23 protein-coding genes are annotated in these 22,595 nt (G+C 49.0%); 13 read left to right on the top strand and 10 right to left on the bottom strand.

Annotated features, from left to right (window positions below; translation table 11 throughout):
- Complete coding sequence (locus HZ996_08300) at positions 1–2,526, bottom strand: phosphoenolpyruvate carboxylase (GenBank protein QTN39135.1); 2,526 nt, start codon at positions 2,524–2,526, stop codon at positions 1–3.
- Between the two features lie 34 nt (positions 2,527–2,560).
- On the opposite strand from HZ996_08300, the gene HZ996_08295 reads away from it, so the two are divergent.
- Positions 2,561–2,905 carry a hypothetical protein gene (locus HZ996_08295; protein QTN39134.1) on the top strand — a complete coding sequence of 115 codons (345 nt, stop codon included), beginning with the start codon at positions 2,561–2,563 and terminating at the stop codon, positions 2,903–2,905.
- Positions 2,906–2,931: 26 nt separating this feature from the next.
- Entirely contained in the window at positions 2,932–4,788 is a 1,857-nt protein-coding gene (locus HZ996_08290; protein QTN39133.1) for a sodium:proton antiporter, read from the top strand.
- Here the strand turns inward: HZ996_08290 and HZ996_08285 are convergent.
- Entirely contained in the window at positions 4,785–6,758 is a 1,974-nt protein-coding gene (locus tag HZ996_08285) for a glycosyltransferase family 39 protein (protein QTN39132.1), read from the bottom strand. The genes HZ996_08290 and HZ996_08285 overlap by 4 nt on opposite strands.
- A 4-nt stretch (positions 6,759–6,762) precedes the next feature.
- On the bottom strand, positions 6,763–7,464 hold the full coding sequence (locus tag HZ996_08280) for a DUF4918 family protein (GenBank protein QTN39131.1): 702 nt from the start codon (positions 7,462–7,464) through the stop codon (positions 6,763–6,765).
- Positions 7,465–7,491: 27 nt separating this feature from the next.
- Here HZ996_08280 and HZ996_08275 point away from each other — a divergent pair, with 27 nt between their 5' ends.
- Entirely contained in the window at positions 7,492–8,136 is a 645-nt protein-coding gene (locus tag HZ996_08275) for a putative DNA binding domain-containing protein (GenBank protein ID QTN39130.1), read from the top strand.
- On the opposite strand, the gene HZ996_08270 is transcribed toward HZ996_08275, so the two are convergent.
- Together HZ996_08270 and HZ996_08265 are read right to left on the bottom strand one after the other, a co-directional pair.
- Complete coding sequence (locus HZ996_08270; GenBank protein QTN39129.1) at positions 8,125–8,739, bottom strand: outer membrane beta-barrel protein; 615 nt, start codon at positions 8,737–8,739, stop codon at positions 8,125–8,127. The genes HZ996_08275 and HZ996_08270 overlap by 12 nt on opposite strands.
- Before the next feature lie 4 nt (positions 8,740–8,743).
- On the bottom strand, positions 8,744–9,382 hold the full coding sequence (locus HZ996_08265; protein QTN39128.1) for a DUF4136 domain-containing protein: 639 nt from the start codon (positions 9,380–9,382) through the stop codon (positions 8,744–8,746).
- A gap of 171 nt (positions 9,383–9,553) precedes the next feature.
- Between HZ996_08265 and HZ996_08260 the strand changes: the two genes are divergently transcribed.
- Positions 9,554–9,715: a hypothetical protein gene (locus tag HZ996_08260; GenBank protein QTN39127.1), complete on the top strand. Its 162-nt coding sequence runs from the start codon at positions 9,554–9,556 to the stop codon at positions 9,713–9,715.
- A gap of 99 nt (positions 9,716–9,814) precedes the next feature.
- Entirely contained in the window at positions 9,815–9,976 is a 162-nt protein-coding gene (locus HZ996_08255) for a hypothetical protein (GenBank protein QTN39126.1), read from the top strand.
- Between the two features lie 7 nt (positions 9,977–9,983).
- On the opposite strand, the gene HZ996_08250 is transcribed toward HZ996_08255, so the two are convergent.
- From HZ996_08250 to HZ996_08240, 3 genes are read right to left on the bottom strand one after another with little or no spacing between them, the layout of a single operon-like run.
- Complete coding sequence (locus HZ996_08250; protein ID QTN40027.1) at positions 9,984–10,640, bottom strand: RNA methyltransferase; 657 nt, start codon at positions 10,638–10,640, stop codon at positions 9,984–9,986.
- 41 nt (positions 10,641–10,681) lie between these two features.
- Positions 10,682–12,139, bottom strand: coding sequence for an aminoacyl-histidine dipeptidase (locus HZ996_08245; protein QTN39125.1), 1,458 nt, complete (start codon positions 12,137–12,139; stop codon positions 10,682–10,684).
- Positions 12,140–12,172: 33 nt separating this feature from the next.
- On the bottom strand, positions 12,173–13,846 hold the full coding sequence (locus HZ996_08240; protein QTN39124.1) for a hypothetical protein: 1,674 nt from the start codon (positions 13,844–13,846) through the stop codon (positions 12,173–12,175).
- Positions 13,847–13,937: 91 nt separating this feature from the next.
- Between HZ996_08240 and HZ996_08235 the strand changes: the two genes are divergently transcribed.
- The 5 genes from HZ996_08235 (at position 13,938) to HZ996_08215 (ending at position 17,918) form a co-directional block, all read left to right on the top strand.
- Positions 13,938–14,453 (top strand): DUF2892 domain-containing protein, encoded by a 516-nt coding sequence (locus tag HZ996_08235; GenBank protein QTN39123.1) that lies wholly within the window; start codon positions 13,938–13,940, stop codon positions 14,451–14,453.
- 33 nt (positions 14,454–14,486) lie between these two features.
- On the top strand, positions 14,487–14,906 hold the full coding sequence (gene umuD / locus HZ996_08230; GenBank protein QTN39122.1) for a translesion error-prone DNA polymerase V autoproteolytic subunit: 420 nt from the start codon (positions 14,487–14,489) through the stop codon (positions 14,904–14,906).
- A gap of 65 nt (positions 14,907–14,971) precedes the next feature.
- Positions 14,972–16,180 (top strand): OsmC family protein, encoded by a 1,209-nt coding sequence (locus tag HZ996_08225; protein ID QTN39121.1) that lies wholly within the window; start codon positions 14,972–14,974, stop codon positions 16,178–16,180.
- Positions 16,177–16,719 (top strand): DNA-3-methyladenine glycosylase I, encoded by a 543-nt coding sequence (locus tag HZ996_08220; protein QTN39120.1) that lies wholly within the window; start codon positions 16,177–16,179, stop codon positions 16,717–16,719. Before HZ996_08225 ends, HZ996_08220 begins: the two co-directional genes overlap by 4 nt.
- An 80-nt stretch (positions 16,720–16,799) precedes the next feature.
- A complete protein-coding gene (locus tag HZ996_08215) occupies positions 16,800–17,918 on the top strand; it encodes an MFS transporter (GenBank protein ID QTN40026.1) in 1,119 nt (372 codons plus the stop codon).
- Here the strand turns inward: HZ996_08215 and HZ996_08210 are convergent.
- Positions 17,910–18,398, bottom strand: coding sequence for a hypothetical protein (locus HZ996_08210; GenBank protein ID QTN39119.1), 489 nt, complete (start codon positions 18,396–18,398; stop codon positions 17,910–17,912). The two genes, HZ996_08215 and HZ996_08210, sit on opposite strands and share 9 nt — an antisense overlap.
- 57 nt (positions 18,399–18,455) lie before the next feature.
- On the opposite strand from HZ996_08210, the gene HZ996_08205 reads away from it, so the two are divergent.
- Genes HZ996_08205 through HZ996_08195 form a run of 3 tightly spaced genes read left to right on the top strand, consistent with a single transcriptional unit; the run spans position 18,456 to position 21,929 of the window.
- Complete coding sequence (locus HZ996_08205; protein QTN39118.1) at positions 18,456–19,556, top strand: VWA domain-containing protein; 1,101 nt, start codon at positions 18,456–18,458, stop codon at positions 19,554–19,556.
- A complete protein-coding gene (locus HZ996_08200) occupies positions 19,556–21,013 on the top strand; it encodes a sigma 54-interacting transcriptional regulator (protein ID QTN39117.1) in 1,458 nt (485 codons plus the stop codon). Before HZ996_08205 ends, HZ996_08200 begins: the two co-directional genes overlap by 1 nt.
- A gap of 10 nt (positions 21,014–21,023) precedes the next feature.
- Positions 21,024–21,929, top strand: a complete 906-nt coding sequence (locus HZ996_08195) for a histone deacetylase (GenBank protein QTN39116.1) — start codon at positions 21,024–21,026, stop codon at positions 21,927–21,929.
- Here HZ996_08195 and HZ996_08190 read toward each other — a convergent pair.
- Positions 21,926–22,537, bottom strand: a complete 612-nt coding sequence (locus HZ996_08190) for a thioredoxin family protein (GenBank protein QTN39115.1) — start codon at positions 22,535–22,537, stop codon at positions 21,926–21,928. The two genes, HZ996_08195 and HZ996_08190, sit on opposite strands and share 4 nt — an antisense overlap.
- Positions 22,538–22,595 lie beyond the last annotated feature (58 nt).

The raw sequence follows: 22,595 nt of genomic DNA, 5'->3' as shown, positions 1-22,595 counted from the left end.
TTATGCGGCGTTTCGCGTCGCGTTGATATTGCCAAAAAAGCAGCGAATGACCAGCTTAGTCAAGGCCTCTTGCTGGGATGAGGAACCTTCTCGCAACCAAAGCAGGGCCGCCTGCTGGATGACCAGCAATGGCGTGATTATCTCCTCCCTCAATCGAATACTCGCTCTCCCCAGAGGGGCATCATCCATGAGTTCATTCATATTAGTCAAGTCCAGAATTCGCTCTTTCGAACGCTCGTACTCCTCCTCAAGCCCCTTCCAAAACGATCCAAACTGCTGATCTTTTTCGATGTAAGCAGATAGCGGATAGTTCGCCTTGGTCAGCGATTGCATGGAGTTATTGAGCAAAGCCCTAAAAAAGGGAACCTGCAAATACAGGTCTCTCACCTCGGCTTGACGCCCCGCGTCCTTCATTTCTTGAAATATTTGACCCAAGCCGTAGAATCCCGGAACATTTTGCTTCATCTGGCTCCAAGAGCCTACATAAGGAATAGCTCGTAGGTCGCCCAAATTCAGTTTCTTATCTCCTCCACCCCGCTTACTTGGTCGTGAACCGATGTTCGTTGCTCCGTAATACTTCAGGACGGTCATTTCCGACAGGTAATCCAGGAAATCGGGATGATCCTTTAAATCGACATAGGCCTGATAAGTCTTGGAACTCAACTCCTCCATCAGAGCCCGGTTCTCGGGGGTCCAAACGCTTTGGTCGGATGCCAGTTTACCTCGCATCCCGGCCGTAAGCAATTGCCCCAGGTTGTGCTTCGCAGCCCGAACCGTTCCAAAGTTTGAACTAATCGTCTGCCCCTGAATGGTCAAGTGGATTTCACTATTCTCAACAGTGTTCCCCAAGCTCGCGTAAAACTGATGCGTCTTGCCACCCCCACGCGCGGGAGGGCCTCCACGTCCGTCAAAGAAGATTAAGGTATGACCGCGATCGCGGGCCGCTGCAGTCAGTTCTTCCTTGGCCCGGTAAATTCCCCAATTTGCCATGAGGTAGCCTCCGTCCTTGGTTCCATCACTAAATCCGAGCATGATCGGTTGCTGGCCCTTACGGGCCGATGTATGCTTTGCCCAAGGTTCCCAATCCCACAGTCGGTTCATGATGGCTGGCGCAGCTTCGAGATCGTCTACGGTTTCGAAAAGCGGCACCCAATCCACGGGAATATCGGTTCCGACATATCCTGCCGCACGGAATAAGAACATCAGTTCGGCCAGGTTCAAGGCGGATTGCGTATTCGATATGATGTATCGATGGGCGGCCCGCTCCCCATTTTCCTCCTGGAGCTGTTTCATCACCCGGATAGACTCCAGGGTTTTTTGACTCATCTCGTTCAAATCTTCACGAGCATAATCTAAGGGGGTCTCAAGGAGAAAGTCCATGGCCTCCTCTTCAGTCATCGCCTCGTACTCTTGCATCGTGCCGCAGGCACTGAGAATATCCAATACTACGCTGTGATGGACGCGGCTGTCTTGGCGTAGATCGAGTGAAGCAAAGTAAAAGCCGAAGGCCTTAACCCTTCGTAAGAGGTCTTCGACGCGATCCACGAACAGACCGTCGTAGCCTTCGACCAGGGCCTCTTTGATGGCCTCCAACTCTTCGGTAAACGCCTCTAAGGACATTCCAGGTTCTCCTTGAATCATGGATTCCAGTTGTCGTTCGAGTTGGCGGATGCGTTCTTCTGTTTCCGGAAAGGTCAAACGACGCTTTAATCGATGTAAATGGTTCAAGTACGAACGGAGCACCGCCTTACGAAGTAAAGCTCCTGTACTCTTCGTTGTGGCCGCACCTACAAAGGGGTTTCCGTCACGATCCCCGCCGGGCCAAAACCCTAGCTGGAGTAAGTTGTGGTTGTTAAACCCAGAACCCATTTGCTCTTGGATTTCGCTCAGTAGTTCGCCAATACTGTGGTAAAAGACATTCTCCAAATACCAAATCAACGACACAGCCTCCTCCAATGGAGTGGGCTTTTCTCGATTGTAAAAGGGTGTCCGGCCTAATTGGCGAAGCAGCTCCTGAACGTCGTGGACGTTGTTGTCCCGGATGGATTGCTCCAAATCGGTGATAATTGAAAGCACGCGACCCGGATAAAATTGTGTTGGGTGAGCGGTCAACACTACACGTACCCCGTAATTGTTGAGGTATGCCCTCAGTTGGCGTTGTTCCGTTGGATTATTGCGCTCACGGAACAGAGCCGCCAGCGAATATTGATCGGCAACACCGTGAATCTTTTCATAAGCCGCATCTTCTAATGCGTCAAAAAGCACGACTTGGCGCTCGATGTATTGGACAAAGCGAAAGAGCAAGCTGATTCGTTCTTCTTCCGAAAGCTGATGAGCATGTTCCTTAAAGAAGGTATCTAAGATCTCGGTCGGGGCTTTTCGTTCCTTGAGACCTGCATCACAAGCATCGTGCAGTAAGGGCAATAAATGACCCGTATCGCTGATGCCAGCAAAGGGAAGTGTTAAGAAAATTGAGTTGTACAAGCGGTACTTAAGAGCGACCTCTTCTTCAAAAATTCGATCCACGTTTCGTTTTTTTCTAAGGTATTAAATTGGCGGCATGAATGGACGAGCTGTTTTTTGGTTTAGCGTACACTTAACACTCACTGTTGGCGCCTATTTCATACCATTCCTATTCGACTGGCCTTTAGTGGTTTCCGCGTATTCGGTGGTTCTTTTGCAGTTCCTTTTTTTTGGTCGCTGTCTGATGAATGACGGTCATGACCTCAGCGAAAATGAGGACGAAACCTTCTATTCTGACCTTCTAGAACGCTTAGGGTTCAAACCCAATCGAAAAAAACTACGTCGTTTTGTTCGAGGATACCTCTATGTTCTATTGATGGCCTTCACTCTTCTCTGGCAAGTCCTTTGGGAGCATGAACCTTGGCTACCCCTTCTCCCTTAAGGACTAAAACCCTTATCTTTTCCGATATGGAAGGAATGCTGGAACTGGCGAGTGTCTTGATACTCGGTGTATTTGCGCAGTGGTTGGCTTGGAGAATCAAACAACCTGCGATTTTGCCTTTGATTGTCATTGGTTTAGCTGTTGGTCCCATTGCCAGCCTCTTCACACCAGATGGAAACAAACTTCTCGATGGTGACGCTATTTTCACCGGGGACTTGCTCTTTTCCTTTGTCAGTATTTCCGTTGGAGTTATCCTTTTTGAAGGAGGACTAACCCTTAAGGTCAGTGAGATTCGGGGACAGGCGAGAACAGTCCGAAACCTACTCATCTTTGGCCCTATCATTACCTTAGTTGGTGGAGCACTCGGTGCGCATTACCTCCTAGGTGCCAATTGGGGTATTGCCGCTTTATTCGGGGCACTCATTATTGTCAGTGGCCCTACCGTCATCATGCCCATCCTTCGCAATGTTCGGCCCAATCAAAGGATCAACACCATTCTTAAGTGGGAAGGAATCTTGATCGATCCGCTCGGCGCCTTGATTGCAGTATTGATTTACGAGTTTATACAAAGCGGCCACTTTGGAGAAGAGATCACCACTGAGGCCCTTAAGGAGTTCGTCATCACCATTGCTACGGGTGTTTTTGTCGGAGGTTTAGCAGCACTCTTCCTCAGGTGGGTACTTCGTCGGAACCGGCTACCCGAATACCTTAAGAATGTCTTCACTCTAGGCTTGGTAATCTTCGCCTTTACCCTCTCTGAAATGGTGCAAAAGGAGGCGGGTTTGATGGCCGCCACGTTCATGGGAATCATGCTGGCCAATATGAATGTGCCTGACCTCAAGAAGATTCTTTCGTTCAAAGAAGATGTGAGCCTCATCTTGATCTCCGTGCTCTTTATTCTCTTGAGCTCCAGGATCAATATGGAACAGATCGAAAAGCTTGGATGGAAAAGCGTAGCACTTTTTGGAGTTGTAGTCTTGGTGGTTCGGCCTTTGGTCGTTTTCCTGTCTACCCTTGGCTCATCCTTAAAATGGAACGAACGATTCTTTCTGAGTTGGATTGGCCCAAAAGGGATTGTTGCCGCCGCTGTGGCCTCCCTTTTCTCAATTCAATTGATCGCCAATGCACCAGACGAAATCACGGCGCGTCAAGCCGAATTCATTCTACCCCTTACTTTCCTCATGATTGTTGGGACCGTAGTACTGCAGGGTTCCTCGGCGAAATTTGTCGCCCGTTTGCTCCGCGTAGAACGAGCTGAGCCCATAGGAATACTCATCGTCGGTGCTAGTGATGTACCGCGCTTCTTTGCCCGGTACCTACAGCGCGAAGGAGTTCCGGTACTCGTAGCAGATGTCTCAGCTAACAACATAGAAAAGGCCCAGGCTGAAGGGCTTGACACCTTCCGAGGCGATGTGCTCGCCGGCGGCGTTCGGGACGAGATGGATTTGACACAAATAGGCCGAATCATGGCCATGACATCCAACTCGGAGATCAATCAGCTCGCCACTCAGCAGTACCAAGAGGAGTTCGGAGAAGATCATGTTTTTCGAATTGCCACGCGGCGAGAAACAGAGCTTGAAGACTTTCACCCCAACAGCAATGTCTTGTTTTCACAACAGGCTGACTACCTGTACTTGGCCTCTCTTATTAGAACCAAGCCCACCTGGACAGAACATCCCCTGGAGTCTCAAGAGGAGTTTGAGGACTGGATTAAAAAAGAACGAAACAAGCAGCTACCTGCCTTTATTCTGAAGGAAAACGGGCGTTACGAACTCCTTCACACCCAAGAGGAAGAAATAGTCATTTCAAAGGGCGACGTTCTCATTGCACTCAAGGGAGACGAAGATGATTTAGACGCGCGGCCAGAATCGAGGTCGATCTAAAGCTGACTTGCCTTTAGACGATCACTTTGAGCGAGGTCCGATCTGCCCAATCGATCGTAGGCCAAGGCTCTGTTGCTGTAGAAACTCTTTAACGAGGGGTGATTGCTTCCGGCCAGTTGTATAGCCTGAGATAGAGTTTCAGTAGCATCATTATTTTGGCCCAAATTTATTTGGGCGACGGCTTTTTGATTCATCATGTCGTATTCATCAGGCACGAGGATCAAATATGCATTTACATCTGAGATGCATCGCGAATAATCTCCTGTATAGAAGTATAGAACACTCCTAGCTTTTAGGGACTGGGCTCGATATTCCGGGCTATCGACCGTAGCATTCAAATCGGGCAAGGCTTCAGAATAACGCTGTAAACGGACCAAAGCAACTCCGCGATTAGAAAGAGCTTGGTCATTCTCGCTGTCGTAGCCCAAGGCAGAATTGTAATCTTCCACAGCCTTAGAATCGTTGCCTAATACAAATTCGGCGTATCCGCGAATGGTATAAACTTCGGTCAGATTCTCAGCCTTGGATTCGCGCGCAATTGCTCGGTCATAGTCCTCTATAGCTTGTCTAAATAAGTCTGAATTTGATTGCTCCTTTGCTAGAATACTTAAATAATACCCCCTGCTCTTGTATCCTAAGTACGCATCTGGATATTCGTCAATAACTTGGGACCATAGAAGATTGCTATTTGCCCAAACCGAGGATTGTGCCTTCGTCTGTGTGCCAAAAACAAAGATCATCACGGCAAGAATCCCGGAAACGGCAAGTCCCTTCCCCTTGACCAATGAGTTTCGGTTTAGCCATTCGTGAAGGGCAACCAAAAGAGTGATGGACAGTCCTACATAAGGTAGGTATGTATATCGTTCAGCTACTATAGCGGAACCCACACCTAGAAATTGCAACACCAGAACGATCGTGACAAAATAAAAGGCCAGCCCGAAAGAAAGCAGTTTTTTGCCCGAGTAAAACGCGAATATTATTCCGCCAAAAAACAGGAGCGAAACCACCCAACCGGTATAGTACTGTGGAATAATTTCACTCGGCAATGGGTGCATGGTGGAAAAGCCTGATGGAAACAGAAAACTGAAAAGATATCTTGAATTCGCCCAAAACCCTAGGGTCAAACGGTCAAAAAAAGTAAACGCGTCTCCATCGTTGATCGCCTCTGATTGCGCACCTAAGGTCACGAGTCCAAAAAAGAAGGCAACCGCGAAAAATGGGAGAACCTTTGCGATCCTTGACCAAGCTAATCGCTGAGCTCTCAATAATTCCAAAAGGATAAGTACTAAGGGAAAAACGACGGCTGCCGGTTTACTCAAACAAGACAATACCATAGCCACAAAAGTAGCCGAATACCAAATCCATCCTCGTCTTTTGATATGCTGATGGTAGGCTAATAATCCGAGCAAGAAAAATGCAGTGTAAAGCACATCTTTTCTTTCAGAAATCCACGCCACGGATTCAACGTGCATAGGATGAAGTGCAAAAAGTGCGGCCGCAAAGAATCCTACCCACCTGCTTGGATAGAGTCGAACAACGAATAAATAGACCAATACTGAATTCAGAATATGGAGCCAGAGGTTGGTATTGAAAAATGGGCCAAATTGTCCTGCTCCAGAATTCCAATTCCAAAACAGCGTAACCATCGTCAAAGGATGATAATTGGCCACAACAATGGTCCTCGTATCTATTTCGTTGCGCTCCTTGGAACCAAAAGCAACGGAAAGAAGACCCGTAAAATCAGCCTCGAAGAATTCCGGAGCCCTCGTTTCGCTATTTAGGATCATGGAGTTTTCGAAAACGTATTCATTGTCATCCCAGTGCACAAACTCCCTTTTTTCGCTAGTGGTGTACGTCAAAAAAACAGCTGCGATCAAAAAAACGAAAATGAGCATGTCTAGATACCTAATACTACCGAACTCATCCCAATTTTTTCGTGTCTTAATCGCCTTCTTTCTCTTTTTAGCCATGATGCTAAGCTTGTAAGTAATAGAGGTATTTATCGAGATACTCTTGTTTCCGCTTCGCCCGATATTGCATGACGAACCGAGGGTGATCCAAGGGAATAATTTCACCAAAAATTTGATATTTTTTATTCCAACGCTGAAGGTACTTGAAATTCTTTCCTGACCCAAGGCAGTAAATCTGTTCCAACCGTACGGGCCAAGAAGCGAGTTCATTCAGCCATTTGGTGATGTATGGGGTTACCGCTTCTTCTAGTTGCCGATCATCGTAGTAGTTGTAGTTTACTGCCTTTCCTCCACCCGGTTTGTCTTTTACAAATCCCAATGGACATACTGAATGAATAAATAAGTCCTTGTAAAAGAGCTCTGGTCCTCCATATGCTTCGATGACTTCGTAAACAAAGACGGATGAAGGCTCATGTGTTCTCATCCCTTCAGTTGAAATACCACAAACGGCTTCCATTCGCTTGGTGTCGGTGAATGGAACTCCGGTAGCCCCAGCTCCCAAGCGACCTGGGTTAATTCCCAAGATGAGTTTTCGAGGATGTTCGTCGTTGTAGAACTTTTGATAAAAGGCCTCGTTTATTTTTCGAACCGAATCGGATTCAGATCCTCCAAAAGGATCTAGAGCGTGAATCCCATTTGGCAGCTTCCAAGTTTCCGGTTCAAATTGTTCATTTGCGTTTAATATGCGCTGGGCCCATGTGGTCATAGGGCAAACATACTACTCCTCCTGCACATGCATCCAGTAGTCCATATGATTCGAGAAGGAGAGCATCAACAGCAAGACTTTAAGTTTCGCGTCGACGATGCCCGAAAAATAGCGATCACACTAGCAGCCTTTGCCAATACTGATGGCGGTCGATTATTGGTGGGTGTCAAGGATAACGGAAAGATAGCCGGAGTACGCACGTCGGAAGAATGGCATGTGATTGAAGGTGCTGCGGACCTGTATTGTGACCCTCCCGTGGATGTAGAGGCGCATCGCTGGGAAGTCGAAGGAAAAGAAGTCTTAGAAGTGCTCGTTAACCCGAGAGGACGCAAAGTCCATAAGGCTCAAGATTCGGAAGGTCGCTGGTGGGCATTTTTCCGGAAAGGAGACCGCAACCTGAAGGCTCATATTGTACAAATGGCCTTATGGCAAGAGAAGATTGAGTCACGAGGCTCTCTTATTGAACTACTGCCCGAGGAGAAGAAAGTGCTTGAACTGCTGCGTGAAGAACCTCGCGCCTTGAATGAAATACAACGCGCCGTGGGGATGCCACGGCGCGCTTTAGTTACTTACCTCGCCCATCTGATGAGATGGGAATTAATCGAGTTGGATTTTGAAGGAGAACGACCTCATCAGTGGCGCTTCCAACTCATCCAGTCATTACAGTCTTGATCGGATTCCGAATCGAAGCATGATGGAACTGAACGGATCTCCCAAGGCATCGATGTTGTCTTTGCGATTGGCAAAGGCATAGAAGTATCTTGCGCTTAAGAACACTCGCATTCTTGAATGTACCCAGTACTCCCCTCCTACTTCCGGAGTTCCGGAGAATCGGAAGCGATCTGAAGAAACCGAGTAGATTCCCATGTCGATTCGCTCTGAAATAAAGGTGGTTCCCAAGGCCAATCCAACGAATGGTCTGAAGTCACCTTCTCCCAAGAAGTAGCGATAGTTCGCCTGCATCGGGAAAACGTTGTAATAGGTAATCTTCGTTCCTTGGAGAATAGCCGTTCCTTCATCGTTGAGCTCAATTCGAGCATTTCGCTCTTGCCCGCTATATACATACCACCCAAGCTCAAATCCAATGGATCGATCCTCTTCAAGTTCTTGACCCCACTCAAATCCAAAGCTTCGCCAACTTACATCATCGATCTTATCGCCCGTTTCTCCAACTGGGAAACCTACGGTGTAATATACATCCGTATAGGATTGTCCATGTGCGGTAATCCCCAAACTTAAGGCCAAAACGGCCAAGGTCGTCTTCAATACTTTCATGGTCTTATTCATTTGGGAATTCGTTGAACATCTTTTCCAAAGCAATCGAGATTCGGTTGCGTGTAGTTTGCGTTCCGGTCACATTAAGCAGACCGTTGGCGAAACCATTCCACTCCACAGGGACAATTTCAGATTCATCATCGAAGTTGTCCGGATCGTACATACTGATGTGAAGGGTTCCAGTGGTGTAACTTGAAACAGATGGATATCCCCATCCCCAACCTGGATAATAACCTGGGTACCATCCCCAGTAGCCGTACCAGTAGTCATACCAGTACACCAAGGTCGTCGTCTTCATTTTCGTCGCAATGAAAACGACGTCGAAATCGGCAGACGTATCGGCTTCATACACCAATCCCGCCTCACCGAGCTGTTTGCGAATTTCTTGAAGGATGAAAGCATCGTTTGTTGTGTTCACGTCATCCGGATCATCGTCTTCGTCTAAAATAGGAATCACGGTATCGGGTAAGTGGTACGTCATAACACTACCGAAATCATATGTTTCATCGTAGTTGGTAAAGACCAGATCCAGCTCCGAATAGCTGTTTACCTCTTCTGGATAACAGCTAGAAAGCAAGGATCCCATTGCCCCCGCCAACACTGCTACAAAGAAGAATTTGCGCAGGCGGAAGTTGGTATTCATTTCTCGCATATTCGTTTGATTGATTGAAACACAAAAATAAACAATTTGAGCGCCCTTTTCGTATTTACTATGCATGCATAAATTATGTACTTTTGTGTGTTGGTTAACAACACCTTAACAGAAAAGTCGTTGTAGAAAAGCGACCTTTGCACTAATTACTAAAAGAACAGAATGCACAACACGGACACTCTATTGGAAGCCGCAGGTAACGAACTCGAAAAACGAGGAATTCAGCGAAAGCAAATTCGGAATTGGGATCTATTTGATTGGGCCCTGCTCATGGATGGCTATGCTGCTGAAGAACTTGAGTTCGTGAAGCGACATATAGACTGAGTATCCCTACTCTTCTTCCAATCGACACCGTCGAAGCAATCTCCTTTTTTCTTATTTTTTGGGTACAGTTAGGTGAAAGCACCTGAGAATTAGACCCAAATGATTCTTCCCAAACCCACCGAAGAGCGCCTGGATCATCTAGCCCATCATTGGGGCGTACACCCAGATTGGGTGAATGCCTGGGACGATTTTGATTGTTCAATGATCCTAGATGGATACAGTCCAGAAGAGGTAATGGAGTTGCGCAGACTCTACTACTAAGAGCTACTCAACGCTGACCTTCTAACCAGCGAGCATGGATATCGGCTCCTCGCGGAGCACTTTTCATGGCCCACTCGAGTCTTAGTTCGTTTTTCTCGTTCTCGGTTAATGCCCAATTGAGCTCAGACTGATGCAACCGAGTAGTGAGGTCGTACAAGGTGAGAGCCGCCGATACAGAGATATTAAAGCTCTCCGTAAAGCCGTACATCGGGATTCGAACAAAATCATCTGCTTCTTCAAGAACGTGCTCGGTTAACCCCGGCTTTTCCGAACCGAAAAATAAAGCCAAAGGCTGGTCCAAAGAGAGCTCATGCAGTTCTTGATCGTTGGTGTGTGGAGTGGTGGCCACGATGCGATAACCATCGGCCCGCAGGGCTTGAATACACGCCTTTGTATTGTGCTCTAGCTGGTTATGTCGACGCTGGGTCACCCACTTTTGCGAACCCAAGGAGATGTTCTCGGAGGGGTCAAAAACATGCTCGTTTTCGATGATATGGATGTCTTGAATACCGAAGCAATCACAGCTCCTGATGACCGCACTGGCATTGTGTGGCTGGTATAGATTTTCCACTACGACGGTAAGATGTCTCGTACGCCAGCGAAGGACTTCCTCAAATCGCTCTCTCCGTTGCTCCGTGACGAGCGATAAGAGGAGCTCGCGCAATTCATCACGCGATAACGAGGCCGGATCGCTGTACGAGCCCGTCACGCCTTTACTGGAATGCGCTGAAGGGTCTCGAGCAAAAAGTTCCAGTATTTCTGAACCGAGGAGATTTGAACCATTTCATCCGGTGAGTGTGGATTTCGGATGTTCGGACCAAAGCTGATCATATCCATTTCGGGATAATGCGTTCCTAATAATCCGCACTCGAGACCGGCGTGGCAAGCCAAAATATTGGGCTCTTCGTTATTTAGCTCACGATATAGATCTCCCATAATGTTCAAGATGGACGAATCTGGATCAGGTGTCCATCCCGGATACGATCCTTCGTGGCGCACTTGGGCTCCAATCATCTGGAAGGTAGCTCGAATGCTGGCGGCAATGTCATCTTTTGCGGTATCAACAGAACTGCGCTGAAGACTTTGCATGTTGAAGTGGCCTTCTTTGATGATCACTCGAGCCAAGTTGCTACTCGTCTCTACCAAGTCTGGGATATCGGCACTCATACGGTAAACGCCATTCACCATACTGTACAATGCTCGGAGAATTTGATCTTGAGCTTCTGTACTCATCACCTTGCCCGATACGTCGGCCCGAGTAGCCTCAATGGCTAGATTCGGCTCTGTAGATCGCAGTTCAGTTTTGATGGTTTCGCCGAGCTCTTTTACATGTTGCAAAAAGCCCTCTACATCAGAAACCACAACGCTGGCAAAGCTTTCACGAGGAATCGCATTGCGAAGTCCTCCCCCGTCTACTTCGGAGATGCGCAGTCCAAAGCGCTCTTGGGTTTCGAAGAGCAAGCGGTTCATAATTTTGTTGGCGTTTCCACGTCCGAGGTGAATGTCCATACCACTGTGACCGCCTTTGAGACCGTTCACAGCAATACGAACCCCTGAAGATCCGGCCGGCAATGCCTCTTCTGAGTAGTCCATTTCTACAATGGTATCGATTCCTCCGGCACAGCCGATGCTCAACTCATCATCATCCTCTGTATCGAGGTTGAGCAAAATATCGCCTTCTAAAAATCCAGGCTCCAAACCTTTGGCACCTGTCATTCCCGTTTCTTCGTCAATGGTAAAAAGTGCTTCTAAAGCGGGATGTGCAATATCTGTTGAAGCAAGTAGGGTCATGATAGACGCAACCCCCATTCCATTGTCCGCTCCAAGTGTAGTTCCTTCTGCCTTGACCCAATCGCCGTCAACGAAACTCCGGATCCCTTCGGTATCGAAATCAAAGTCGGTGGCGGCATTCTTTTGATGCACCATATCCAAATGGCTCTGAAGCGTGACCATTTGGCGGTCTTCCATGCCTTCGGTTGCCCCTTTGCGGATGCGAACGTTACCCACAGCATCTGTGACGGTTTCCAGGCCTAAAGAGTTTCCAAAATCAACCATAAACTGAATGACTCGTTCTTCTTTCTTGGAAGGACGAGGTACAGCATTGAGGTCTTCAAAATAGTTCCAGAGTACTTTAGGTTCTAGTGAACGCACATCTTGGCTCATAGCGCAGTAGTTTATTTGGACGGCAAATATAGCTCATTCATAGCGGGACTCCCACTCTGCGAGTTTCTCATCATACTTTCCATCGGCCGTTTGGCTGGATAGGGAAAAGAGCTCGTCATTCAGAGCGTTTACTCGATTGGCGACCAGTTGGCGAAGCTCGTCGTCTGAATAGCACTTGGAGGTTTCATTGAGGTCCCGCTGAAACTCATCGGCCCGCAGCATGGTAATCTTCCAAGCCAACTGCACATAGCGAAGAGCTGTTTCTGTTCGATTTTCTCGGAAATAAGACTCTTCACCCAAGAATTCAGGCTCCACATACCATTGCGCTGAACCGTCTTGACAAAACGAGTTGACCGAAAAGTCAAAAACAAGATGGTTCGCCTGCTCATTGATGTAGCTAAAAGAGCGAATGTCTTGATCGGGCTTCTTGTCTTCTATGCGCTTCCAAACCATCGGGAGATCTCGATCTCGCCAAAAAGTTTTTTTATGATTCAGGCTGTCTCCAAAGAAATTTCCACGTGTATCAAGCGTTTTCAGCAATTCCACAGTCTTTTCCTGCTCGGAGGTGGCCAGTACAGCATAATCGGCTTCCCACAATTCCGGAAGATCGGGTAAGCGACCGTAGTAGTGATAGTCCGTGTGGTAATCGGCTAGGCTGTACAACACCGGAAGGGTGAATCGACCCTTCCGATAACCAAACCAGCTCATGTCTGTCAAAAAGGTCCGCGGAGCATAGCCCAATTTGAAGTAGGTGTACTCGAAGTTCAATCGATACTGCTCCACAAAGAACTTCCCGTCTTCATGCCCAAAGTCTACCGTACTGGTAAGGAGCACCTCTCCTACTTTATCGTTCTCGTCCAGAGCCTCGAAGGGCCGTGTGTTCAACTTGTGTTTCCGCATTTCAATACGCACCGGGAGCTTGGTTTTGGTATCGATGAAATAGACGTAATGCTCTTTGTGCTTGGGGTCTGTGGAAATCAAGTGTATTTCGGCGGTGGTTCCCTCAGCGCTGTAGAGCAATCGCTCAACTTCTATACTGTAGGTGGACTCTATTTTCTTCCGGTTCATCGCCGATGGGAATACCGGCAGATTGTCTACTTCCCCGAAGGTTCTGAAGAAGCGAAATTGCGGGAGCAAGCGGCTGAGGTCGGCCGAGAAAAAGTCCTCATCTCGGGTGACAAAGGCGAAGCGTCCGCTTTTGGGAACCATGCTTTCGATACCATTAGCCCCGGTTTCGGTTTGATAAAAGGCCTCTAAATACTCATAAGGTTCTCCAGAAGCCTCCTTGGTGAGCAAGCGATAAAAGGACTTCATTCCTTGGGCCTCGGTAGCCTGTTTTCGACCAATCTTTACCATATCCCAGAAGAGATCTAAAGCTGCATTTTCTCCCTGGAGTTCTACGGTGGGAAGCTCTTCGGTTTTGGCCGTAGCCCGAATAATGAATTCACTTCCGCCCTCAAACGTGAAGGTTTCTTGGTTGTATCCTATGTGGCGTAGGATCAATTGCTCCCCAGGTGCCAATTCTAAAGAGAAGGCGCCATCCGCATTAGTCATCACCGCACGTGTATCGGTGCTGCGCTGCAGAACCGCGTAAGGAATGGGAAAATCATCCTGGGCATCTAAGAGACGGCCCTGGATGAGGGATTGGGCCATCGTGCCGTAGGCACAGAAAAAGAGGAAAACCGAAAAGAGTTGTTTTAAGGACATTCAGCAAAGGAGTTTGAGCCTAAAAATAAGGGGCGACGGGACGATTTCCAACGGGAAGCCTTATTTTTGCCGCTCGCTAACGAAGGGAACTATGCTCAATAAAATCATAAAGATCGTCTTGACTGCGGGTTTGCTTGCCTGGTCGGTCTTCCAATTCATCGAAGGGAATATCGGAAACGGAATCCTCTTGGTCCTTTTGGCCGCATTGGTGGTCCTGTTGATTTTCCGTCACGAAATGCTACTCATCGCCTTTTGGTTTGTCCGCAAAGGAGATTTAGAGAAAGCGGAAAAGTACTTGGATCGCATCAAGCAGCCTCAACACTTGATTCGCGCTCAAGAGGCATACTACTACTTCATGCGCGGATTGACCACCAGTCAAAAGGGTGGTGTCTTTGAAGCGGAGAAGTTCTTCAAGAAGGCCCTCAACACGGGTTTGCGCATGTCGCACGACCGAGCTATGGCCAAGCTTTCCTTGGCCGGAGCAGCGATGAGTCGCCGCCGTAAGCGCGAAGCTCAGAACCTCATCACCGAAGCGAAGAAACTGGACAAGCACGGTCTGCTCGACGAGCAAATCAAGCTCATGAAAGAGCAGATGAAGCGCGTTTAATCGCACTGGCTAGATTTCCGTATCTTCGAGGTGATGCAAATCACTCCTCTACATAACGGGCCAACCATATCCCTTCCCCTATTCGACTACAGCGTGTCGGCAGGAACTCCTTCCTATGTTACGGGCACGGTAGACCGAACCATCGATCTGAATCGCGAGCTCGTGCTCAATCCGCGAGATAGCTTTTGCGTCCGCGTGAACGGTCAAAGCATGGTGGACGCGGGTATTGATGACGGTGACCTGCTGGTCGTAGACAAGAAACTTGCTCCTGAAGACGGTCGCATCGTACTTGCTGTAGTGAATGGAGACTTCACGGTAAAGCGCTTGCTGAAAAATGCTGGCCGCGTTGTTCTTCAACCCGAGAACAAGGCCTTCACCGCATTGGAAATCGATGAATACATGGATTTCCGCATTTGGGGCGTCGTGACCGGCGTGATCAAATCCTTTCTATAAATCGTCGGCAAAGCGACTTCTAGGAGTCGTGCATTTCTTACCTTCTTGCTCAAATTTTGAGCATCATGCGATTTGTCAATATAAAATTCGAAAACCGGAGCGGACAGCGCCTTGCGGCGCGATTAGAGCTGCCCATTGACCAACACCCGGAGCACTTTGCCATCTTCGCCCACTGCTTCACCTGTTCCAAGAACTTGAGTGCCGTAAAGAACATCTCCCATGCCTTGAGCAGAAAGGGATTTGGTGTATTGCGCTTCGATTTCACGGGTCTTGGGAACAGCGAAGGGGATTTCGCTGAAACGAATTTCAGCAGCAATGTGGACGATCTACTAGATGCCGCGGAATACCTGCGTCAAAACCACAGAGCACCTTCGATTTTGGTCGGACATTCATTGGGTGGGGCCGCCGTGTACTTTGCCGCAAATGAATTGGAATCTGTCGAGGCCGTTGTGTCCATCGGGGCTCCCTCAGAGCCCGAGCACGTGCGACATCTCGTGCAAAACAAGGAGGAAGAAATCCTGGAGGCCGGGGAGGCCGAAGTGAACATCGGAGGAAGAGCCTTTACGATTCAAAAGCACTTTCTAGAAGACCTAGAGTCCCGAAAGCTTGAGGCCATTCTGCCCTATATGCGAAAGTCCATCCTCATCATGCACTCCCCTCAGGATGAAACAGTTGAAGTAGAGAATGCGCGATTACTCTACAATGCGGCACACCACCCCAAGAGCTTTGTCTCTCTAGACGGGGCTGATCATTTATTGAGCAACGGCGAAGACTCCTTCTACGTTGGAGAGGTCATTGCTTCATGGGCCTCGCGCTACTTGCCGCGAAAAGAAGAAAAGACCCTTAAGTCCAAGCACGACGTTGTCGGTCGTATCGGTACGCAGAAGTACACCACGGATATTCAGATTGACGGGCACAACATTATAGCTGATGAGCCCAAAGACGCAGGTGGACAAGACTTCGGCCCTACACCATATGACTTGGTCAGCGCTGGATTGGTCGCATGTACGTCCATGACTCTCCGTATGTACGCGGATCACAAAGGATGGCCCTTAACGGGTGTAACCGTTCACGTGGATCACGGAAAACGGCACGCCGAAGATTGTGCCGCCGTAGATGAAGGCGGGAAGAAAATCGATCACTTTGATCGGTTCATCGAATTGGAGGGAGACTTGGACGAAAGCCAAAGAAAACGGCTCTTGCAAATCGCGGATAAATGTCCCGTTCACAAAACCCTTCACGAAGAAGTCGTGGTCAACACCCAGTTGTTATGAGCGAAGTAGCTACCAATACCTATTGTCATTTTGTGGCTGGTGTGGAACCCCATAACGTTCATCGAATCTATCACGACACTCAGTACGGCTTTCCGATTGACGAAGACAATGAATTCTTTGGGCGCCTGATTTTGGAAATCAATCAAGCCGGATTGAACTGGACCACCATCCTCAACAAACAGGAGAATTTTAGGAAAGCCTATGACAACTTTGACATCGCAACAATCGCGGCCTACGGAGAATCGGACCGCGAGCGACTGTTGAGTGATGCCGGCATCATCCGGAATAAACTCAAGGTCAATGCCGCTATTCACAACGCCAATCAGATTCTAGGACTGCAGAACGAGTATGGATCATTCAAAGCATGGCTGGACCACCATCACCCTATGGATAAGGAATCATGGGTGAAGCTTTTTAAAAAGACCTTCAAGTTCACAGGGGGCGAGATCACCGGCGAGTTCCTCATGAGTACCGGATATTTACCTGGCGCACATGATCCTAACTGCCCCATTCAGCACAAAATAGACGCCTTGAAGTGAGCGCTAATCGCACCCAAGGGCTTCGAGAAAACCTAGGCCAGTTCAGCGTATTGGTCTTGGTCAACGCCTTTGTAGGCGCCATGATTGGCTTGGAACGATCCATCTTCCCTCAATACGCCCAGGAGTTTTTTGGCATCAGCTCCGCCTCGGCCATCCTCGCATTCATCACAGCCTTTGGAATAACCAAAGCTGCGGCCAACTACTTTGCAGGACGATGGGCCAATCGATACGGCCGCCGTAGAACCTTACTGCTGGGGTGGATTTTTGCATTGCCTGTTCCCTTCTTGCTCTTGAACGCCCCCTCATGGTCTTGGGTCATCACCGCCAACGTACTACTTGGCATAAACCAGGGCTTGGCCTGGAGCAGCACGGTCATTATGAAGATCGACCTGGTGGGAGAACGCAAACGCGGCCTCGCCATGGGCATCAATGAGTTTGCAGGATATCTGGCTGTGGGCTTGGCGGCTTTTGGCACCGGCTGGCTGGCGGAGCACTATGGACTTCGCCCCTATCCCTTTTATTTGGGCATGGCGATCAGCTGGCTCGGGTTACTTCTATCCTTATTTGCCGCGCGTGAAACGCGAGACCTAATTCAGCTGGAGCGTTCAGGTCACGATCAGGCCGACAACGTCTTTTGGAACACGACTTTGAAGAACCCCAACCTCAGCTCCATCACTCAAGCGGGTCTGGTCAACAACCTCAATGACGGCATGATCTGGGGCCTGTTGCCCATGCTACTAGTAAGCCTGCATTTTGACAATGCACAGATTGGCCTACTGGTCGCCCTCTATCCTGCTGTTTGGGGAATGGGACAGCTCTTTACCGGGCGACTCGCGGATCGCTATCGGATCAAACCGATTCTGTTGACCGGCATGATCGTGCAAGGGCTTGTCATTCTAGGCTTAACCCGAGTCACTGAGTTTTATACTATTGCCGCATTGTCCATCTGCTTGGGCTTGGGAACAGCTTTGGTCTATCCGACTTTTTTAACGGGAATTGCTCAGTTCGCTCATCCCGAGCAACGAGCGGAGAGTATTGGTGCATTCCGATTGTGGCGGGATTTGGGCTACGCTATTGGCGCCGTGCTCTCTGGAATAATTGCGGATCGATTCGGCATTCCCGCGGCTATCATGGCTATCGGCGTCCTCACCCTACTAAGCGCCGTAGTGGTCCAATTCAGAATGCCTCGTTCAACTTAAACGCTCGATCCAGCGCTCGCGACTTTTCACCTGAAACTTGACGATCTGGCCACTGGCTAGGGTCAACTTTATACCCGTAGCGTGAACGCCGAGCATAGCATCCTCTTCAACCTCGTGAATTTCATCCAGGGGAATCTGCATCTGATGTTTCCTTAGGCTGTAGCTGTGCGATTGAAACAGGAGGTATTCATGGGTAAGGTAAAGGATCCCTCCTACCGTATCTCCTTTCCAGAGGTGACTGGCCCCTTCTTGCATGAATATCTTGTCTCCATTGGGAAGCGCTCCGGGTGTTGTTTTGCCGGAGGCATCGCGCCGTTTAGGCGGTAAGTAAAAGAAGTAAACGGTACCTCCAATGAGAATGGCCGAGGTAAAACCGAGCAAAAGAGCCTTGTCCGCAGGTACGCGTGTCAGCAAAAAGAGTGTGAAACCAGCTCCGAAAACGAGTCCGCCAATGAGGGCGCGTCTAATCCGTTCATCCATGCCGCAAAGATACGGTGTAGCGAACTATCCAGCGATATTTTGAGTTACCTTCATCCTATGCTTGGATTTCGATTTTCCGAATACACACCCGACCCCAATCAGACGACCTTCGACAAACTCTTTGACATCTTCAAGGAGCTGATCACCCATACCTCTGGGGATGTCGATGAAGCGCTCGATTGGCTTCAACAGCTCGACGATCAGTACAACCTGACGGACGAGGACTACACGATGGATGATTTCATTGAGGACCTCAAGAAACGGGGATACATCAAAGACGATACGGACAATCCGCAAGGCGGAGGGTTTGCCATTACGGCCAAGACCGAACAGGCCATTCGCAAAAGCGCTCTGGATCAGATCTTCGGGAACATCAAGAAATCTGCAGCCGGAAATCACAAGACCAAGGCTACAGGCAAAGGAGACGAGCCGAGCAGTGATCATCGGCCCTTTCAATTTGGGGACACCCTGGATCAAATCAACATGTTCGACAGCATTAAGAATGCGCAGAAGAACAACATTGGAGGTGACTTCTCGATGACCGAGGATGACCTCGTCGTTCGCGAGCAGTTCTTCAAGGCCCAAATGAGCACGGTGTTGATGATCGACATATCCCACTCCATGATCCTTTATGGAGAGGATCGTATTACCCCAGCCAAGAAGGTAGCCATGGCCTTGGCTGAACTCATCACGTCCCGATACCCCAAGGATACCTTGGACGTCATCGTATTTGGAGATGACAGCTGGCAAATTGAAATCAAGGACCTTCCCTACTTGCAGGTGGGCCCTTACCACACCAATACGGTCGCTGGCCTTGATCTGGCCATGGATCTGCTTCGTCGCAAGAAGCACTCCAACAAACAGATCTTTATGATCACCGACGGTAAGCCCTCGTGCCTGAAAGAGCCCGATGGCTACTACAAAAACTCTTGGGGCCTAGACGACTACATCGTTGGCAAGTGCCTCAATAAAGCAGCGGCCTTACGCCGTCTCAATATCCCGATCACGACCTTCATGATTGCTCGGGACCCCTACCTTCAGGAATTCGTGCAGAAATTCACGGAAGCGAATCAGGGGAAAGCCTTTTACACCGGCCTACGCGGCCTTGGACAACTAGTTTTCGAAGATTACGAACGCAATCGACGCAAAAAGATCTAATGGACATCCAAAAAATCAAAACCCTGGGCCAGTTGAAGGCTGCGGGATACCAAAGCAAAAGCATCAAAGAGGAGCTTCGTCAGAATTTGATTGAGGCCCTACGGGCCGATGAAAACCCTTTCGAAGGAATCATCGGATACGAGAACTCGGTCATCCCTGACCTCGAACGAGCCATCCTGAGCAAGCACAACATCAACCTATTGGGCCTTCGAGGTCAAGCCAAAACGCGCTTAGCTCGATTGATGGTCAATCTCTTGGACGAATATGTACCCGTTGTTGATGGCTCTGAACTCAACGATGACCCACTGCAACCGCTCTCGCGCTACGCACGTGACTTGATTGCGGAAAAAGGAGATGAAACGCCCATCCACTGGTGGCACAGGTCAGAGCGCTATGGAGAAAAACTGGCAACCCCAGACGTGAGCATTGCGGATCTCATCGGCGATGTGGACCCGATCAAGGCCGCTAATCTCAAGCTCCCTTACTCGGACGAACGCACCCTTCATTTTGGAATCATTCCACGGAGTCACCGAGGCATTTTCGTGATCAATGAACTCCCGGATTTACAAGCCCGAATTCAAGTAGCCCTCTTCAACATTCTGCAAGAAGGTGATATCCAGATTCGCGGCTTCAAGTTGCGCCTACCGCTCGATATCCAGTTCGTCTTCACCGCGAATCCAGAGGACTATACCAACCGGGGAAGCATTGTTACTCCTTTGAAAGACCGAATTGGTTCTCAAATCTTAACGCACTATCCCGAGAGCATTCAAGTGGCTCGTGAAATCACGCGTCAAGAAGCACGACTGAGTGAGGATCAGGCCGCACGCGTTCAGATGGTGGAAGCCGCTGAGAACTTGTTGGAGCAGATCGGTTTTGAAGCTCGTGAAAGTGAGTATATCGATGAGAAAAGCGGGGTATCAGCGCGTTTGAGCATTTCCGCATTCGAAAACCTCATCAGTGCGGCCGAACGACGCGCACTCCTCAATGGTGAAGAGCAAACCACCGTGCGTTTCATCGACTTTGTCGGGGTGATCCCAGCCGTCACAGGTAAAGTTGAGCTGGTCTATGAAGGCGAACAAGAAGGCGCTTATATCGTAGCGGAGAACTTAATTGGAAGTGCCCTGCGCACCTTACACCCAGGCTATTTCCCACAACTCGATAAGCTGAGCAGAGAGGATGACCAAAATCCCTACACGACCATTGTGAACTGGTTTGGTGAGGGAAATAGTGTTGATCTACTCGATGCCGATAATGATGCCGAATTCCACAAGCAGTTGGACGATGTTCGCGGCTTGGGGGCGCTAGTCGATAAATACCAGCCTCGAGCATCTAAAGAGGAGCGCTACTTCTTCATGGAGTTGGTTCTTCACTCTTTAGCTGAATTCAGCAAGCTCAACAAGGACCGCTTGGACCGAGGGTTCAATTTCAGCGACCTGTTCAGCAGTATGCTCGGATAACTGCGCTCCCGTGATCAAGATTGCCTGGTCGCCTGAATATCATCACCCCCTGCCCGACGGGCATCGGTTTCCCATGGAAAAGTATACGCTACTGCCCGAGCAGTTGCAGTATGAAGGGACCATTGAATCTTCGCAGATCCACGCACCAGAAGAACTTTCGGAGGAGATCATTCTCTGGACGCACGATGCGGAGTATTGGCGCCGACTGCGCGATGGCGAACTGACGGGAAAGGAACAGCGGAAAACGGGGTTTCCGCACTCCCCTGCTTTGGTCAAGCGAGAACGCATCATCGGTCGTGGGACCATCGATATGGCGGAACACGCCCTCACGGGCGGATGCGGCTTAAATATCGCGGGTGGGACTCACCATGCGTATACAGACCGAGGCGAAGGATTTTGCCTGCTCAACGATATGGCCATGGCTGCAAATTGGCTGTTACGAACAGAGCGCATCAAGGGCCGAATCCTCATCTTCGACGTAGACGTGCATCAGGGAAATGGCACGGCCGAAATCTTCCAGGGACGATCGGATGTTTACACCTTTTCCATGCACGGGGCCAATAACTACCCCTTACATAAAGAACAGAGCGATCGGGATGTCCCGCTTGCGGATGGCACCTCCGATGAAGAATTCTTAAGCACCCTACAAAAAGAACTCGATCGCACACTTGAAGAGGTACGGCCGAGTTTTGTGTTTTATCTCTCCGGGGTCGATGTCTTGGCTACAGACAAGTTAGGCCGTTTAGGACTCAGCCTTCAAGGCTGCAAGCGGCGTGATGAGATCGTTCTTTCCCGCTTGAGTCAGCTAGGACTTCCCTGCACCGTTGCTATGGGCGGAGGTTATTCCGAGCGCATCGCAGATATTGTAGAGGCACATGCCAATACGTTCAGAACAGCGAAGTTCTATTACGATTAAGAAGGAATCAAGTCTAAAGCTTCCTTAAGTGCTTTGGTGAATTCCAATTGTGTCGATCGAGTCTTGTCCTTAGCGAACCAAGCGTGAATCCGTTCGCTGACTTCAGCGTAAACATCACTGTCTGAAGCCTTCCACTCCTCCATTATTTCTTGAGCCTCGATTGGCCTTGGGCCCCATGAGCCCAACACCTCGTAGGTTTCGACATCAATAAATAAAATCTTAGGAATGGCTCGAGCTCCATTCGTTAAGAACAAGTCCATCAGTTCAGGTTGCTCGTCACGAAGTACATACTTGGTTAGTACATTTGGATTGTGCTCAGACAGTCGTTCAACAATCGGAAGAATCTGAGCTGCATCTCCACACCATCCCTCTGTTATAGACAGCCATACTTGTGGTTTTTCAACGGACTGAACAATCTCAAGGGCTTCTTGAAGTAGTTCAGGTCGATGATCCAGCCTCTTCATCCTGCGAATATTGAGGCTCGTGAAATCGATGTAGCTCTGACTCTGGTTCGCACCTGTAGTCTTTCCTTCAGCCATCAACTGATCGATCATTTCTCGATAATCAGAATAAGATTGGGCGTTGCGGATTATATCTTGGTAGTTCATGACAATTCTAATTTCCCTACAAAATTATTAAATGTAGCTACATTCAAATGTCGGCTCT

The sequence above is a fragment of the Cryomorphaceae bacterium genome (genome assembly GCA_017798125.1).
In the GTDB taxonomy this organism is placed as follows: domain Bacteria; phylum Bacteroidota; class Bacteroidia; order Flavobacteriales; family ECT2AJA-044; genus ECT2AJA-044.
The sequence above is the reverse complement of the archived record's forward strand: the minus strand, read 5'-3'. Positions and strand labels throughout refer to the sequence as shown.

Bases quoted from the DNA above. Each gene is read 5' to 3' on its own strand.
- umuD (QTN39122.1), top strand. From the start codon at position 14,487: ATGCAAATCACTCCTCTACATAACGGGCCAACCATATCCCTTCCCCTA.
- HZ996_08265 (QTN39128.1), bottom strand. From the start codon at position 9,382: ATGAATACCAACTTCCGCCTGCGCAAATTCTTCTTTGTAGCAGTGTTG.
- HZ996_08205 (QTN39118.1), top strand. From the start codon at position 18,456: ATGCTTGGATTTCGATTTTCCGAATACACACCCGACCCCAATCAGACG.
- HZ996_08290 (QTN39133.1), top strand. From the start codon at position 2,932: ATGGAAGGAATGCTGGAACTGGCGAGTGTCTTGATACTCGGTGTATTT.
- HZ996_08215 (QTN40026.1), top strand. From the start codon at position 16,800: ATGATTGGCTTGGAACGATCCATCTTCCCTCAATACGCCCAGGAGTTT.
- HZ996_08280 (QTN39131.1), bottom strand. From the start codon at position 7,464: ATGACCACATGGGCCCAGCGCATATTAAACGCAAATGAACAATTTGAA.
- HZ996_08240 (QTN39124.1), bottom strand. From the start codon at position 13,846: ATGTCCTTAAAACAACTCTTTTCGGTTTTCCTCTTTTTCTGTGCCTAC.
- HZ996_08255 (QTN39126.1), top strand. From the start codon at position 9,815: ATGATTCTTCCCAAACCCACCGAAGAGCGCCTGGATCATCTAGCCCAT.
- HZ996_08225 (QTN39121.1), top strand. From the start codon at position 14,972: ATGCGATTTGTCAATATAAAATTCGAAAACCGGAGCGGACAGCGCCTT.
- HZ996_08270 (QTN39129.1), bottom strand. From the start codon at position 8,739: ATGAAAGTATTGAAGACGACCTTGGCCGTTTTGGCCTTAAGTTTGGGG.
- HZ996_08285 (QTN39132.1), bottom strand. From the start codon at position 6,758: ATGGCTAAAAAGAGAAAGAAGGCGATTAAGACACGAAAAAATTGGGAT.
- HZ996_08210 (QTN39119.1), bottom strand. From the start codon at position 18,398: ATGGATGAACGGATTAGACGCGCCCTCATTGGCGGACTCGTTTTCGGA.
- HZ996_08295 (QTN39134.1), top strand. From the start codon at position 2,561: ATGAATGGACGAGCTGTTTTTTGGTTTAGCGTACACTTAACACTCACT.
- HZ996_08260 (QTN39127.1), top strand. From the start codon at position 9,554: ATGCACAACACGGACACTCTATTGGAAGCCGCAGGTAACGAACTCGAA.
- HZ996_08275 (QTN39130.1), top strand. From the start codon at position 7,492: ATGCATCCAGTAGTCCATATGATTCGAGAAGGAGAGCATCAACAGCAA.
- HZ996_08245 (QTN39125.1), bottom strand. From the start codon at position 12,139: ATGAGCCAAGATGTGCGTTCACTAGAACCTAAAGTACTCTGGAACTAT.
- HZ996_08220 (QTN39120.1), top strand. From the start codon at position 16,177: ATGAGCGAAGTAGCTACCAATACCTATTGTCATTTTGTGGCTGGTGTG.
- HZ996_08190 (QTN39115.1), bottom strand. From the start codon at position 22,537: ATGAACTACCAAGATATAATCCGCAACGCCCAATCTTATTCTGATTAT.
- HZ996_08235 (QTN39123.1), top strand. From the start codon at position 13,938: ATGCTCAATAAAATCATAAAGATCGTCTTGACTGCGGGTTTGCTTGCC.
- HZ996_08200 (QTN39117.1), top strand. From the start codon at position 19,556: ATGGACATCCAAAAAATCAAAACCCTGGGCCAGTTGAAGGCTGCGGGA.